The sequence below is a fragment of the Chryseobacterium gilvum genome (genome assembly GCF_025628965.1).
Lineage (GTDB): Bacteria > Bacteroidota > Bacteroidia > Flavobacteriales > Weeksellaceae > Chryseobacterium > Chryseobacterium gilvum.
Genome location: NZ_JAOTEN010000003.1, coordinates 230337 through 246715 on the forward strand (window position 1 = coordinate 230337; position 16379 = coordinate 246715).

At 37.6% G+C, this 16379-nt stretch carries 13 protein-coding genes; 7 read left to right on the plus strand and 6 right to left on the minus strand.

Annotated elements, in window-relative coordinates:
• The first annotated feature begins 161 nt into the window (after nt 1-161).
• Nucleotides 162-3212: a choice-of-anchor I family protein gene (locus N0B16_RS11325; RefSeq protein ID WP_262991052.1), complete on the plus strand. Its 3051-nt coding sequence runs from the start codon at nt 162-164 to the stop codon at nt 3210-3212.
• A 214-nt stretch (nt 3213-3426) separates the two neighbouring features.
• Complete coding sequence (locus tag N0B16_RS11330; RefSeq protein ID WP_262991053.1) at nt 3427-4026, plus strand: hypothetical protein; 600 nt, start codon at nt 3427-3429, stop codon at nt 4024-4026.
• Between the two features lie 51 nt (nt 4027-4077).
• Here the strand turns inward: N0B16_RS11330 and N0B16_RS11335 are convergent, their stop codons facing one another.
• Entirely contained in the window at nt 4078-4326 is a 249-nt protein-coding gene (locus N0B16_RS11335; RefSeq protein WP_262991054.1) for a NifU family protein, read from the minus strand.
• A 39-nt stretch (nt 4327-4365) separates the two neighbouring features.
• Nucleotides 4366-5469 (minus strand): Mrp/NBP35 family ATP-binding protein, encoded by a 1104-nt coding sequence (locus N0B16_RS11340; protein WP_262991055.1) that lies wholly within the window; start codon nt 5467-5469, stop codon nt 4366-4368.
• A gap of 128 nt (nt 5470-5597) precedes the next feature.
• On the opposite strand from N0B16_RS11340, the gene N0B16_RS11345 reads away from it, so the two are divergent.
• Entirely contained in the window at nt 5598-8399 is a 2802-nt protein-coding gene (locus N0B16_RS11345; RefSeq protein WP_262991056.1) for a GH92 family glycosyl hydrolase, read from the plus strand.
• 245 nt (nt 8400-8644) lie between these two features.
• On the opposite strand, the gene N0B16_RS11350 is transcribed toward N0B16_RS11345, so the two are convergent.
• The gene (locus N0B16_RS11350) at nt 8645-9895 is read right to left on the minus strand and encodes a dicarboxylate/amino acid:cation symporter (RefSeq protein ID WP_262991058.1); all 1251 of its coding nucleotides are present in this window, start codon (nt 9893-9895) and stop codon (nt 8645-8647) included.
• A 207-nt stretch (nt 9896-10102) separates the two neighbouring features.
• Here N0B16_RS11350 and N0B16_RS11355 point away from each other — a divergent pair, with 207 nt between their 5' ends.
• The 3 genes from N0B16_RS11355 to N0B16_RS11365 all read left to right on the plus strand — a co-directional run bounded on the left by N0B16_RS11355 (nt 10103) and on the right by N0B16_RS11365 (nt 12985).
• The gene (locus tag N0B16_RS11355) at nt 10103-10591 is read left to right on the plus strand and encodes a BON domain-containing protein (RefSeq protein WP_262991059.1); all 489 of its coding nucleotides are present in this window, start codon (nt 10103-10105) and stop codon (nt 10589-10591) included.
• Nucleotides 10592-10596: 5 nt separating this feature from the next.
• Nucleotides 10597-11016 carry an SH3 domain-containing protein gene (locus N0B16_RS11360; protein ID WP_262991060.1) on the plus strand — a complete coding sequence of 140 codons (420 nt, stop codon included), beginning with the start codon at nt 10597-10599 and terminating at the stop codon, nt 11014-11016.
• Nucleotides 11017-11134: 118 nt separating this feature from the next.
• Nucleotides 11135-12985, plus strand: coding sequence for a CocE/NonD family hydrolase (locus tag N0B16_RS11365; RefSeq protein WP_262991061.1), 1851 nt, complete (start codon nt 11135-11137; stop codon nt 12983-12985).
• Between the two features lie 80 nt (nt 12986-13065).
• Here N0B16_RS11365 and N0B16_RS11370 read toward each other — a convergent pair whose 3' ends face one another.
• The 3 genes from N0B16_RS11370 to speB form a co-directional block, all read right to left on the minus strand.
• Nucleotides 13066-13677 carry an alpha-ketoglutarate-dependent dioxygenase AlkB family protein gene (locus N0B16_RS11370; protein WP_262991062.1) on the minus strand — a complete coding sequence of 204 codons (612 nt, stop codon included), beginning with the start codon at nt 13675-13677 and terminating at the stop codon, nt 13066-13068.
• Nucleotides 13678-13811: 134 nt separating this feature from the next.
• Nucleotides 13812-14672, minus strand: a complete 861-nt coding sequence (locus N0B16_RS11375; RefSeq protein ID WP_262991063.1) for a bifunctional helix-turn-helix domain-containing protein/methylated-DNA--[protein]-cysteine S-methyltransferase — start codon at nt 14670-14672, stop codon at nt 13812-13814.
• Between the two features lie 66 nt (nt 14673-14738).
• Complete coding sequence (speB, locus tag N0B16_RS11380) at nt 14739-15590, minus strand: agmatinase (RefSeq protein ID WP_262991064.1); 852 nt, start codon at nt 15588-15590, stop codon at nt 14739-14741.
• A 114-nt stretch (nt 15591-15704) separates the two neighbouring features.
• Between speB and N0B16_RS11385 the strand changes: the two genes are divergently transcribed.
• Nucleotides 15705-16367, plus strand: a complete 663-nt coding sequence (locus N0B16_RS11385) for an HAD family hydrolase (RefSeq protein WP_262991065.1) — start codon at nt 15705-15707, stop codon at nt 16365-16367.
• Nucleotides 16368-16379 lie beyond the last annotated feature (12 nt).

Below are 16379 nucleotides of genomic sequence, written 5' to 3' on the forward strand. Positions count from 1 at the left end.
AAAACCAATTGCTTCAGCAATTGGTTTTCTGTTAACATTACCATAACAGATAACCATAAACCGCAGCATAAAACATTATTCTTAAACATTTGTTAAAACTGAGTTAAAACCATCCCACAGATTAATCTTCATTTTTGCACCAATCTAAATAAATGTGTAAAATGAAAAACAAATACCTTTTAAGAGGTTTATTACCAATTGCGGCATTATTTTACGGTGCCGTTTCCGGACAAACCTTGGTTCATTACTGGAATTTTAATAACAATGCATCGGTTGCGGCCATTACAGCTCCTACAGTTTCACTTTTGAACGGATCGATCACCGCGGTTTCTACCGGAACAGGAAGTACTGATACTTTCGTTGATTTTGCGGGAGGAACAGCACAGAATTTTAATGTTGAAAATTTAAACGCAAGAAACGGAGATCCATCCGGAACGCACCTGAGATACAACTATCCCATCAACGGAAATTTACAGTTTTCTCTTCCCACTACAGGTTACAATAATGTTAAGGTAAAATTCTCAACCAGAAGATCAGGTTCAGGAGCGGGAACTCAGACCTGGTCTTATTCTTTAGATGGCACAACTTTTACGCAATATCAAACCATTGCGCCGCAAGACGCCAATCCGCAACTGATTACGTTTGATTTTTCTGCGATTGCAGGTGTTTCAAATAACCCCAATTTTAAGCTTAAAGTGGAATTCTCTACCGGAACCGGCGGGAATGTAGGAAACAACCGTTTTGATAATTTTACGGTAGATGCTACAGCTTTAGGCGGATTAGACACAACTCCGCCCACCGTTGCTTACCTCCCTGTCAATAACACCAATAATGCTTCCACAACAATAAATCCTACCATTTCATTCAATGAAAATGTAAGATTAACTGACAATTCTGCGATTACCAATACAAATGCCCAAAATCTTGTAGAATTACGCTTAGGAAATTCAACAGGAGCTTTGGTACCTTTTACTACTACTTTTACTAACAATCAAATCACCGTAATTCCTACATCGGGGTTACTTCCTAATCAGACGTATTATCTGGCGTTAAAACCAAACCTGATTGAAGATCTGAGCGACAATGCGGTGACAACTACAACTTCAAGTACTTTTACCACTGCAGGAACTTCTATTTCTTTAGACAAAACCTTTATCAAGGTTAATGAAAACGCGGGAACTTTGGCATTTAAGATCAATGTGAACAACCCTTCCAATGCAACCGTAAATCTTGCCGTAAAAGCTGCCCCGTTCAGCACCGCAAACAGCAGTGATTTTACCGTGAGCAGCCAGACCATTAATATTACACCGACTACAACGAGTTATACCGTTAATATTCCTATTACAGATGACAATCTGGAAGAGCAGCAGGCCGAATATTTTGTTTTAAGCCTAGAAAATCCGGTGGGTGCAACAATTTCAGGTGACGCATCTTCTACGATTTATATTGTGGATAATGATAAGGCAGCTCCGGCTCCGTCAAATCAAATCCAGCTTAATTATATCGGAAGTTTTGATCCTTCCGGAAGCAATAACAGTTCTACGGAAATTGTCGTGCATGATCCTTCTACCCAAAGATTATTCACGATCAGTGCTTTAACCGATGTTTTTGATATCATTAATTTTGCCAATCCTACTTCTCCTTCTGTAATCAGCACCGTGAATATGGCTCCTTATGGCGGAATTACCAGTATTGCGGTCAAAAACGGAATTGTCGCTGTCTCTTCACCCAATACCAATCCTCAGCAAAATGGTTCAGTCGTATTTTTTGATACCAACGGAAATTTCCTGAAGCAGGTTTCTGTGGGCGTTTTACCGGATATGATCACTTTCACGCCGGACGGAACCAAAGTAATGACTGCCAATGAAGGCGAACCTAATGATGCGTATACCATAGATCCGGAAGGTTCAATCAGTATTATTGATATTTCTGGCGGAATTGCCGGTTTAACGCAATCTAATGTTACCACACTTTCGTTTACCCAATTCAATGGGCAGGAAGCTTCTTTAGCTTCTTCAGGAATACGAAAAGTAAAATCGACAAGTACCCTTGCCCAGGATCTGGAGCCGGAATATATAGCGGTAAGCACAGACAGTCAGAAAGCATGGGTTTCCTGTCAGGAAAATAATGCAGTAATAGAAATTAATTTAGTTACAAAATCAATCAACAATATTTGGGGATTAGGGAAGAAAGACATGAGCCTTCCCGGAAACGGTTTTGACGCTTCTGACAATAATGGGGAAATTGTAATTGCTAACTGGCCCGTAAAAGCATATTATAATCCTGATGCTATGCAATCTTTCAAAGTAGGAAGCACCAATTATATTGTTACTGCCAACGAAGGAGACGAAAAAGATTTAGGCGGGTTTAGCGAAAGAACAACAGTAGGCGCCAATGGATATACCTTAGATTCCACCATTTTCCCTAATGCTTCTGTCTTAAAAGCTTCTCATAATCTAGGAAGATTCCGGGTGACCAGTGTCAACGGAAATACAGATGCAGATACAGATTTTGAAGAAATTCACGCTTTGGGAGCACGATCTTTTTCCATTTTCAATGCAGATACGAAACAAATCGTGTATGACAGCGGAGACCAGTTTGAAAGATATATTGCCGCCAATCATCCATTAATTTTCAATGCCGATAACGAAGCCAACGGAGCCAAAAACAGAAGCCGTGCAAAAGGGCCTGAACCGGAGGGAGTGGCTTTGGGCACCATCAACGGACAGACTTTCGCCTTTATTACTTTAGAAAGAACAGGTGGTGTAATGGCATATAATGTAACAGATCCTAACAACGTCACTTTTACAGATTATAAAAACTCCAGAACCACATCGGCTTTTGGAGGTGATAACGGACCGGAAGGAATTATCTACATCGCTCCTGAAAATACAACGACTGGAAAAGGATATGTCATTATGGCCAATGAGATCAGCGGAACTTTATCAATGTATGAAGTTAATCTGGGACCAACTTTATCGACAGGCGAGGTAAAAACTGAAAAAGCAACGTTTAACATCTTCCCGAATCCTGTCAATAAAGGAAATATTTTATACTTCAACAGAGCGCAAAGTTATGAGCTGTACGATATGAGCGGGAAACTTCTTGGAAAAGAGAAAAACGCTTTGACCATTGATACTTCAAAACTGAATACAGGAGTTTACTTAATTAAAACTTCTGAAGGTGAGGTGAAGAGAGTGATTGTGAAGTAATTTTTATCCATATTTGATTTTAATAGCCCCGGTTTTTCCGGGGTTTTTTTTGCGGAATATCGTTAACATGAATCAAAGTTAATAAGCAGGCAGATGATAACCTTGACAAGGTTTTTGGGGATAAATTAGTGTATATTCAAAAATCCCTATTAACTAAATAACTGGAATTCGGAAAGACTAAAGAACTTTGTATATTTAGAACTTTAATAATATTATGAGAAAGATATTTTTATTAATTTTTATACCGTTAAACACTTTTCTTTTTTCACAAGTCGATCAAAATAATGGTTTCTCTACAATACCAGCAATAAACATTAATGAGTTGTTAAAAAAAATAAATCCAAGTGAAAATTATACTGATTGGGCATTTGTTCATTATGATTTTAAATCAAATAAAATCATATTTAAAAGAGGTATAAAGAAATTATCTCCAACAAGATCGGAAAATGACTATTACGGGTTTTTTCCATGTGTTCCTGATGGCTGTTATTCTTATTTTTACGCCGTAAATAGGAACAATAAGCCAGAGTATATAACAGACACAAACCAAGTGATCAAGTTTTTCGGAAAAATTGATTGTATGGAAGAGTCCCTTTTTATTGCAATGTTAAATAATTATAGCGTTGACGAGGATTATGAAAAAAGAAATATTTATAAGGAATTTAAGGATGAGTTTATATTATATTTATCAAAAACTTCATATTCTCCGTATAAAAAAGAAGCATTTATCATTACTGTTAAAAAGAGTGGAGAATTTAGTGCAAAATCTGATGGTGTTTATATGTACGATAAGAATGTTCATATTGATATATAGAAAAAGACAGACCCAAAAAAGCCTGTCTTTAAAAAATATATCTGATTATTTTTATTCTACGCTTACCACTTTTTCAATTTCCGGGGCATGTTGCTTAATTGTTGTTTCAACCCCTAATTTCAGCGTTGAAAAATTTAAAGAACAGCCGGAGCAGTTACCTAAAAGTTTTACATAAACGGTATTTTCTTTCACATCAATAAGCTCAATATCTCCGCCGTCTTTATTCAGAAACGGACGAATGCTTTCCAAAGCTTCCATTACCTTTGTTACAGTCGCTTCGTGTGTTGTATTTGTCTCCATATTTGATTTGGGTTTCAAATTTAATTTGAAATATTTAATTTATTTTTTGGGTGAGCATCCCGCCATGGTTGTGATTTTCACCGCTTCTGTAGGGGGAAGAAACTTATTTCTTTCCACCAGGCTTTCGACCATTTTTCTTGCAGTATCTGTGTAGATTTCTGCAATTTTGGAATTTTCCTGAAGCGCTGCAGGTCTTCCTACATCTCCCGCTTCCCTGATACTCTGGATCAAAGGAATTTCTCCTAACACAGGAATCCCTAAATCATCCGCTAAATATTGTGCGCCCTGATTTCCAAAGATATAATATTTATTGTCAGGTAATTCTTCAGGAGTGAAATATGCCATATTCTCTACCAATCCCAGAACCGGAATGTTAATACTTTCCATCTGGAACATTGCAATACCTTTTCTTACATCTGCCAAAGCAACGTGTTGAGGGGTACTTACAATGACCGCTCCCGTTACCGGAACTTCCTGAATAATAGACAAATGAATATCACCCGTTCCCGGAGGAAGATCTATGAGTAAGAAATCCAATTCTCCCCAAGCCGCATCTCTGATCATCTGGTTCAGAGCTTTCGACGCCATCGGTCCTCTCCATACTACTGCCTGATTGGCTCCTGAAAAATATCCTATTGACAGCATTTTCACGCCGTAATTTTCAATAGGTTTCATCAGGCTTTTTCCGTTAACCTCTACAGAAATCGGCTTTTGGCCTTCTGTATCAAACATAGTAGGAACAGACGGTCCGTAAATATCGGCATCTAATAATCCAACTTTAAAACCCATTTTTGCTAAAGTTACTGCAAGATTAGCGGCAACGGTAGATTTACCGACGCCGCCTTTTCCGGATGCGATGGCAATGATATTCTGAATTCCTGGGATTTGCTTTCCTTTAATCTGGCTTAGCTGTACTTCACTTGGTTCGGGAGAAACTATTTTTAGTTTTAAATTGATCTCTTCTCCGAATTCACTCGCAAAAGCCTGCTTCATTGCTGCTTCAAGTTTCTTTTTCTCGTGCATTGCCGGTGAATGGGCGGTCATATCGATGTACACATCATTGCCCATTACCTGAAAATTAGTCACCAAGTCATCTACTTCTATCTCTTTAAGGAAATCCTGAACCTTTTCTTTAGTCAACATATACATATAAATTGTCCACAAATTTACGGAAATTTTAGTGATTTTAAATATGCAAAAGCACTCATAGATAAATTCTTTTGTAAAACCATTTTTTGTAGTATTTTAGGGGGATTTTAATTTTAATGACCATGAAAAAAATAGTAATTGTACTTTTAGGATTAATCACCCATAGTTTCTTTTCACAAAATTATTCACAATATGTAAATCCTTTCATCGGAACGGGCGGTCACGGCCACACTTTTCCGGGCGCAATTGTACCGTTCGGGATGGTACAGCTTTCTCCAGATACGAGAATCGACGGAAGCTGGGACGGCTGCAGCGGCTATCATTACTCAGATTCCGTGATTTATGGTTTTTCCCATACGCACTTAAACGGAACGGGAGTTTCCGATTACGGAGATATTATGCTGATGCCGACCATGGGAAATCCGGGTTTAAGCCCAAAAGAATATTCATCTAAATTTTCACATCAAAACGAAAAAGCAACCGCAGGATTTTATTCGGTTAAATTGGACAAACACAATATTGACGTCCGTTTAACAACAACAAAAAGAGTCGGCTATCATGAGTATACATTTAACAAAGCCGGAAATGCCAATATTATTTTAGATTTAAATCACCGGGATAAATTACTGGAAGGCGAGATAAAAATCATTGACAGTAAAACCATCGAAGTCTTCAGAAGAAGTGAAGCCTGGGCAACCAATCAATATATTTATGCTCGAATTGAGTTTTCAAAACCGATGAAAATTTCAAAAAAGAAATTCAACGGAAAAGAAGAAAATAATGCTTTTACAGGTACCGAACTTGCCCTTGCTTTTACAGCTTCAGTGAAACAGGGAGAGAAAATCAGCGTGAAAGTTGCGATTTCCCCAACGGGTTATGAAGGTGCAACAAAAAATATGCTGGCTGAAGGAAAATCCAATGATTTTGCATCCATAAAAAAACAGGCCGCTGCAGATTGGGACAAAGAATTATCAAAAATTGAGGTAAAATCTGCTGACAAAGATAAACTGACTGTTTTCTACACCGCTTTATATCACGTTTTCACCCAGCCAAACATCAATATGGATGTGGATGGAAAATACAGAGGGCGTGATAACAAGTTTTACATGGCGAAAGATTTCGGGTACTACTCTGTTTTCTCACTTTGGGATACATTCAGAGGTGCACATCCTTTAATGGCTTTAATTGATAAGAAAAGAACGGCAGATTTTGTCAATACATTCATCAAACAATATGAACAGGGCGGAAAACTTCCGGTTTGGGAACTCGCTTCCAATGAGACGGAATGCATGATCGGCTATCATTCGGTTTCTGTCATTGCCGATGCGATGGCAAAAGGGGTTACAGGTTTTGACTATGAAAAAGCGTTTGAAGCGTCAAAAAATTCTGCCATGCTGGATATTTTCGGGTTGAATGCGTACAAGCAAAAAAACTACATCAGTATAGATGATGAGCATGAAAGCGTTTCCAAAACTCTGGAATATGCCTATGACGACTGGTGTATCGCTCAAATGGCAAAAATTTTAGACAAAAAAGAAGATTACGAATACTTCATGAAGCGTTCTCAAAACTGGAAAAATCTTTATAATCCGAACAACGGTTTTATGCAGGCGAGAAAAAACGGAAACTGGTATGAACCTTTTGATCCGAGTGAAGTCAACAACAATTATACGGAAGGAAATTCATGGCATTACTCCTATTCCGTTATGCAGGATATTCCGGGATTGATTGCGGCACACGGCGGAAAAGAAAAATTTGAACAATTTATTGATGCGATTTTTTCAGCTTCAGATAAAACGACGGGAAGGGAACAAGTGGACATTACCGGATTAATGGGACAATACGCACAGGGAAACGAACCGAGCCATCACATCGCTTATCTGTACAATTTTGTGGATAAACCTCAAAAAACGGAAGAAAAAATAAAATATATCCTCGATCATTTCTACAAAAACGCTCCCGATGGTTTAATCGGAAACGAAGACTGCGGACAAATGAGCGCGTGGTTTATTTTAAGTTCTATGGGAATATATGCGGTCACTCCCGGAAAACCAGAGTGGGAAACGGTAACTCCTTATTTTGATGAAATTAAACTCCATTTAGAAGACGGAACCACAAAAATTATTACTAAAAAGACTCCGAAAAGTGAGCTTAAATATTTAGGTTTTGAAAATGTGAAAACAGCAAAAGAATTAAAATATACAGAGCAAACCGCTTCTCCCGTCATTGCTGCAGACCGGTTGTTTGATTTTACTACTCAGGTTAAAATTACTCCCTTGAACGAAAAAGACAAAATCTATTACATGACGATGGATGAGGATGATAAAAACGTCAGAAAAACATTTAAAGCATATAAAGAGCCTTTCACCATCAGTAAAACCACGCAGGTTTCTACGTATGCCGAGAGAAATGGTGAAAAAAGCTCGATCACGACATCGGATTTTAACAGAAGGCCTAATCATTGGGATATTACGATTAATTCTACTGTAAACCCGCAATATACTGCGGGTGGAAAATTGGCTTTAATTGACGGGATCAACGGAGATATCAACTGGAGAAAAGGTGAATGGCAAGGCTACCAAGGGCAAACTGTAGAAGCGATTATTGATTTCAAATCGCCCCAACCGGTCAACCACATCTCTTCGACCTATCTTCAGGACAGCAGGGCCTGGATTTTAATGCCTAAAAAAGTAGAATATTATGCCTCCATGGACGGAAAAACATACATTCTTCTGAAAACCCTCGATAATACGATTGATCCTAAGGACACGAATGTTCAGGTAAAAGACTTTGCGACAGAAGTTTTACCGACGGAAGCACGCTTTATCAAAGTGAAAGCCTACCACTTTGGCAAACTCCCGGAATGGCATCAAGGTGCAGGTGGAGATGCTTATGTTTTTGTGGATGAAATTTCGGTGAAATAAGCTTGTAATTAAATATTTCAACTTCGGAATTTCCTTTAAAAACTGTCGTATGGCAAAAAGATCTTCTGATTTCCTAAAGGTTTCTTTTGAGGGATTAATAGAATAAATAATTTCACTTATTTTTTCGGTTTCTTCCGTAGAAAAAACATTGCTGATAATAGAAAAACCTTTATCAGCAATGATATTTTTATGCTGTTCTAAATTCAACATGATGATTATAACTTTTAATTACTAATTACTAATTATTACAGATCTCCACCATGATTATCCAGCTGCCTTTCCCATTTCGAAACGGCAGAAGTTGCCAGAGCATTTCCCAGAACATTCGTCATACTTCTCCCCATATCGCAGAAATGATCGATCGGTAAAATCAGCGCAATCCCTTCCGGCGGAATCCCAAACATAGAACAGGTTGCCACAATAATGACCAGCGAAGCTCTTGGAACTCCCGCAATTCCTTTTGAGGTAAGCATCAATACCAAAAGCATCGTAATCTGCTGTCCTACCGTCATTTCTATTCCATAAATCTGAGCAATAAAAATAGAAGCGAAAGTCATATACATCATACTTCCATCCAGATTAAAAGAATATCCTAAAGGTAAAATAAAAGAAACTACTCTATTATTACACCCGAATCGTTCTAGTTCTTCCACCAGTTTTGGAAACACCGCTTCGGAACTTGTGGTGGAAAAAGCGATTAATAAAGGTTCCTTTATTCTTTTTAACAGTTCGAAAAGACGGTTTCCTAAAATAAGATAACCTACCAGTAGCAAAACCAGCCATAAAATACCTAACGCGAAGAAAAAGTCTCTAAGATAAATCGCGTATACTTTAAATATTTCAAAACCATTGGTGGCAACAACTGCAGCAATTGCTCCCAAAACTCCAAAAGGCGCAAACCACATGATATAGCCTACCATTTTTAAAATTCCGTGCGCAATGATATCAAACAGTTTAATCACAGGCTGTGCATATTCTTCTCCTAAATTTGCCAGAGCAACCCCAAACATTATGGAGAAAACCACAATTTGCAACACTTCATTGGTGGCAAAAGCTTCAAAAATACTTTTGGGAATAATATGTTTTACAAAATCTTCCAGAGAAAACCCTTTGCTTGTTTTTAAAAGCTCTTCCGCAGAAGCTGCATCCTGAATAGGAAGCTTGGTAACGTGTCCCGGCTCGAGCCAGTTAACCAAAATCAAACCTATAAAAAGAGAAATCAAAGACGCTGAAATAAACCATAGCATCGCTTTTGTGCCTACTCTTCCAATCATTTTGATATCGCTCATCTTCGCGATCCCAACAACGAGGGTAGTAAAAACCAGCGGTGCGATAATCATCTGAACCAACCTGATAAAAACAGTTCCTAAGAGCTTTATATTTTTAGAAAAAGGCTCCGCACTTTCCGGATATTGCAGATGAACGAATCCTCCAATTCCTACTCCCAACAGAAGAGCAATGATGATGGCAAAAAATAATTTGTTTTGTCCTTTCATAATAATGTTGAATAGCCACAAATATAATGGTTTTTCTGCTGAACCTTAAAGTTTTGTGAATTTCATTAAAATTAAGAATTTATAAAATTAATATTCACATTATTAATCTATTGAAGAAAAATCTTTATAAAATTATTCATTTTTCAGATGATTGGTATAGATTTTATTATTACATTTGAGTGTATTTAAAACATTAAACAAACAATTATGAAAAAAACAATCGCAATGTCTGCCTTAGCTTTGGCAGTATCATTTGGATCTATTTCGTGCAAAAAAAAGGTTTCTGATGCTGATCTTCAGACTCAGGCGACCACTGTTGTCACTTCAAACCCAAGCGCAACTGTAGAGATGAAAGAAGGTGTGGCACATCTTAGCGGAACTTTTGCGACGCAGGCTGAAAAAGACGCTGCTATAAAATCCCTTAAAGAGATTAAAGGAGTAAAAGATGTTATGGATATGGCAACTGTTGTTCCTGCACCTATTGAAAGTCCTGTAGAGACTGCATCAGCGGTAGATCCTATGGTTCAGCAAAAAGTACAGGACGCGGTGAAAGATTTCCCTTCCGTAAAGGTAGAAGTGATAGACGGAGAATTGACTCTTACCGGAAACGTATCTTCATTACAGGCAAGAAAGATCAAAGAATCTGTAGATGCCTTGAAAATCGGAAAGTATAACAATAATTTAGTCGTAAAATAATCAAGATGAGCACATTACAAGATAAATATTCAGGAGTTATTTCTGCAGCTCAGTCTGCAGGAGTTTCTAACCTTCAGGTTCAGGAGCAGGACGGTATTCTGTATGTAACCGGAAACGCTGCCAATACCGCTACAAAAGATGCGGTTTGGAATGCATTGGGAGCGATTGATTCTACCTATTCTGCTACCGATATTAATATCGATGTACAGGTTGCAGGCCTTTCTTCAGGTGCCGCTCTTACTGTAGCAACAGAAGATTCTAACCTGAACATCAGACAGGAGCCTTCTACAGATGCTGCTGTTGTAGGAAAAGCTTCAAAAGGATCTTCCGTAACGTTGATTGAGCAGACTTCGGACGATTGGTGGAAAGTGAAAACCGATGACGGACAGGAAGGTTATGCGTATTCAAGATATTTAAGAGCTTAATTAGAAGCTAAACATTCAATAAAATCCCTGAAAGAAATTTCGGGGATTTTTTATTGTGCTTTGCAAAATGATGAAGCTGAGATGTTTTTTATGTTTAAATTAGCGTTAAATTTTTTTTATGAAAATCCATATTTCAATTTTATTCATTTTCTTTTTCATTCTCGGAAATTCACAGTCAACAGATACTTTTGTTAAAGACAACTTTACCAAAAAGGAAATTTATATCCCGATGCGCGATGGAACAAAGCTTTTTACGGCGGTGTATATTCCTAAAGATATTTCTAATAAAAACAAATATCCGTTTTTAATGCAGAGAACGTGCTATAGCATCGCTCCTTACGGTGAAAATGAATTTAAAACCAAACTCGGTCCCAACCAATTTTTAATGAAAGACAAGTACATTTTTGTGTATCAGGACGTTCGAGGAAGATATATGAGTGAAGGGACTTTCACCAATATGACACCACAAGTTGAAAGAAAAACCAAAAAAGATGTTGATGAAAGTACGGATACGTATGACACCATCGATTGGTTATTAAAAAATATTACAGATAACAACGGGAAAGTCGGCCAGTTCGGGACTTCTTATCCCGGATTTTATACTGCAGCCGGGATTTTAGCAGAGCATCCTGCTTTGGTGGCTTCATCTCCACAGGCTCCCATTTCAGATTTCTGGAATGACGATTTTCTTCACAACGGAAAATTTATGTTGGGCTATTTCAGGACATTTCCTGTTTTCGGAGTTCAGAAGACAAGGGCCGAAAACAAAGCTTGGTATTCAGATTCTATGATTAAAACCACTTCTGAAGACGGCTTGAAATTTTACCGCGAGATGGGAACTCTGAAGGATGGCTATGATAAATACTATAAAGATAATTTCTTCATGACTGAAATTATGAATCATCCAAACTACGATGAATACTGGCAAAAAAGAAGCCTCCTTCCTCATCTCAAAAATGTAAATCATGCGGTAATGACGGTCGGTGGTTGGTTTGATGCTGAAGATCTCTCAGGACCGCTAAATATATATAAAACAATTGAAAAAACCAGCCCGAAAGCCAAAAACACAATTGTAATGGGGCCTTTTTCTCATGGAGCATGGGCTCAGGAACAGGGAAAACATTTTCATAATCAAATTTATTTTGGAGACAGCATCGCAACGTATTATCAGAAAAATATTGAGACGAAATTTTTTAATCATTATTTAAAAGGAAATGCAAAGCAGGATGCAGGTTTACCTGAAGCTTTGATGTATGACACCGGCGCAAAACAATGGAGAGAATTTGCCACTTATCCTCCAAAAGAGGGTCAAAAAATAAATTTCTATTTATCAAACGGAACCTTAAAAAGCTCAGCAGGACAAAGCTTTTCGGAATATTACAGTGATCCGAATAATCCGGTTATAAGTTCAGATAACCTAAAAGATTTCAATGGTTTTACTCCAAAAAATTACATGTCTGAAGATCAAAGATTTGCAGAAGGAAGACCGGATGTTTTAACTTTTACGACAGATGTGTTGACAGATGATATGACTTTCGCAGGAGAGATTATGGCTAAATTAAACATCGCTTCAACCTCTACAGATGCAGATTTTGCGGTAAAACTAATTGATGTTTATCCCGAAGATTTTAAACCTGTTGAGAAAAAAGAGGGAGTTGTTTACGGAAATTATCATCAAATGGTGAGAAGTGAAATTATGCCTGCAAGATTTAGAAATTCAAGAGAAAAAGCAGAACCCTTAATCCCGAATCAGAAAACGGCAGTACATTTCAGATTGCAGGATGTCGTGCATACTTTCAAAAAAGGACATAAAATTCAAATACAGATTTCTTCAACCTGGTTCCCGCTTTTCGCAGTCAATCCTCAGAAATTTATGGATAACCCGAATTTTGCAACAAAAGAAGATTACACGAAAGCACTGATCAAAATTTTTGAAGACAGTGCAATTGAAGTTGAGGTTTTAAAATAAATATAAAGGCTGTTCAGATTTGAGCAGCCTTTAAAATGTGGAGATTTAAAACAGAATATTATAATAGATTTACTTAAATACTAATTCTCAATCGTTCTGAACGTCAGATTCACTCTCGGAGTTTTCACTTTTGTCGTTGGCGGAAGCCGATGCATCCAATGGTCTTGTGTTTTACCTTTCATGACCAATAGACTTCCGTTTTCCAGAAATAGTTCTACTTTTTCTTTGGATGTTTTATGTTTAAATAAGAATTTTCTTTCTGCTCCGAAAGTCAGAGAAGCAATTGCGCCATGTTTTTTCAGATCTTTTTCACCGTCGCTGTGATACGCCATTCCTTCACTTCCGTCATGGTATAAATTCAGAAGACAGGAATTATAGGTTTCCCCCGAAATTTCTTCACATTTTTGCTTTAATTTCAATAATTCCGGAGTCCATATTTTTGCATATTTTGTCCGTTTTGAGTACGTATATTCAAAGGGTTTTTCTCCGAACCAGGCAACTTTTCTTTTGGTTAAAATCAATTTACCAAAAATCACCGCTTCATCATTTTCCCAGGGAATTTCGTTGAATAAATATTGGTAAAATCGTTCGCAATCAGCATCAGAAAAAATTTTTCCGTAATATTCTGCGGTTCCGTCTTTTGGAAGTATGTTGACAGGAAAACCTGATATTTCTTCGAATAGGCTTATCATTTTTCTTTAAGTTAAGATTGTTTAATATTTAAAATAAGTTTGGCTAAAGCCAGTTGATCATACTCTTTTTATAAAACGGACTAAAGTCCGTTCTATTGATAAAATCCATGCTTATTTCGTATGAAATATCTGTATTAATTTGTGTGTAAAGTATCTGAATACACTCTTGAACTTTCCCAGCCAATCATCAGTTGTTTCCTGTCACTTCCCCACATGTAGCCTCCCAATTTCCCGGATGACTGAATGACACGATGGCACGGAATTAGAAATGCCACAGGATTACTTCCGATTGCAGTTCCCACCGCTCTGGAAGCTTTGGAATTGCCAATTTTACCGGCTAAATTTCCATAGGTAGATAATTTTCCCATCGGAATAGTCAGCAAACTTTCCCAGACCTTCAATTGAAAATCTGTGCCTTTTAAATGCAACTTAATAGTTTCCGGATGAGACCAGTCTTTTTCGAAAATCGACAATGCATTTTTCTGAAGATCATTATGTTGTTCAGAAAAAGATGCATTGGGGAATTTATGGTGTAATTCCCTCAATGCATGTTCTTCATTCTCTTCAAAAGCCATGTAGCAGATTCCTTTTTCGGTGGAAGCGACAATGACTTTTCCAAAACAGGTTTCGGAAAAACGGTATTGAATGATAAGGTTTTTTCCGCCGTTTTTATATTCCGCCGGAGACATCCCTTCAATCTTTATAAATAAATCGTGCAGCCTGCTTGTACTGGAAAATCCTGTTTCAAAGGTAGCATCAAATAGGCTTGCTTTTTCTTCTTTCAATAAACTTTTAGCATGTTCGAGGCTGATGAACTGTAAAAATTTCTTCGGACTCGTTCCCGCCCAATCCGTAAATATTTTCTGAAAATGGGCCGGGCTCAGATTGATTTTCTCTGCCACTTCATCCAGATTGGGCTGAAGCTTAAAATTGCTCCGGATATATTCTATCGCTTTGGCAATTCTGTGGTAATCGATTTGATTCTGTGTGGACATTGTTTTTGATTTACCTCACAAATTTCCAGAAAAAATCTCCCCGAAAAAATCCGAATCTTGCGAAGTTTAGTTTTTATTAATGTGATAATACGCTAACATTTTATAATACAGTTTTGCTGCTAAAAAAGCACTTGGTTTTGCATACGGAGAATCCATTAATTCTACAATATCAAACGCCACTACATTGCATTTTTCAAACACTTTTCTCAGCAGTTCCAAGGTAGGATACCATTGCAAACCTCCCGGTTCCGGCGTTCCTGTAGAAGGCGCAATTGAAGGATCAAATGCATCCAGATCAATCGTGATATACACATTCCCGGAAACTTTTTCTAAGACATCATTCACCCAGTTTTCATTATTGGCAATTTCGTGCGCGAAAAATACCCTGCCTTCCGGTAAATATTCAACTTCTTCCACATCCATCGAACGAATTCCAACTTGTACCAAGTTATGCTTCTGATTGGCTTCAAAAACCGCACAGGCATGATTGGAAGTAGAACCATGAAATTCAGGACGAAGATCTGTATGCGCATCCAGCTGAAGAACGGTAAGATTTTCGAATTTCTCTCCCACCGCACGGATGGATCCGATGGAAACAGAATGCTCTCCTCCGAAAAGGGTAAATAATTTTTCAGATTCCAAAAGTTCTTTTGTTTTCTGATAAACAGCTTCAGTCATGGCTTCAGCAGAAGAATTTTCAGAAATTTCACCTGCTAAATAAACGCCTTCCAGATAAGGTTCGGTTCCGGTTTCGATGTCGTAAAGCTCCATGTTTTCGGAAGCATCCAGAAATAATTCCGGGCCTTTATCGGCACCTTTTCCCCAAGTCGACGTTCCGTCATAAGGAACAGTGATAAGAACTACTTTTGAATTTTCCAGGGTTGCGTTTTCTTCAGGAATTCCTGCGTATGTTTTCATGTTTATTTTAAAATTAAATGATTGCCGCAAAGATAAGAAGAAGTTCGGAGATATAACTTCTGCTTTCCGGCTTCAGCTTTTAAGCTAAATTATTACCTTTGTAAAAATTTAAATATGTCATTACAGGCGGTGCTTTTCGATATGGATGGGGTTATTGTAGATACAGAGCCGCTGCACAGAAAGGCTTATTTTAAAACATTTAATCAGCTTGAAATCGAGGTTTCTGAAGAGCTTTATACTTCTTTTACCGGAGCCTCCACCAAGAGAGTTTGCGAAACTTTAATCAGTGAATTTAATCTTTCTCATACACACGAAGAAATTACCTATATTAAAAGAACCCACTTCAAAGATTATTTTTACAATGATGAAGAATTTGATTTAATTCCGGGAGTGAGGAAATTGATCGAGCATTATTATGAAAATGGGATCAAACTCATTGTCGCTTCTTCTGCGAGTATGACTACCATTAATATGGTTTTTGAAAAATTCGGGCTTGAAAATTATTTCACCGGAAAAATAAGTGGTGCAGATCTGAAAGAATCAAAACCTCATCCTGAAATTTTTCTTCTGGCTGCAGAAATAGCAGGTAAATCGCTTGAAAAATGTATGGTAATTGAAGATTCTACCAACGGAATTCTGGCAGCACACCGAGCCAATATTTTCTGCGCGGCTTACAAAAGTGAGCATTCCCATAACCAGGATTATCGTTTGGCCAACATTGTAGTTTCAGATTATGCCGAACTAGAAATTGATGAAATTTCAAAATTTTTTCAATAAAAAAACAGTTCC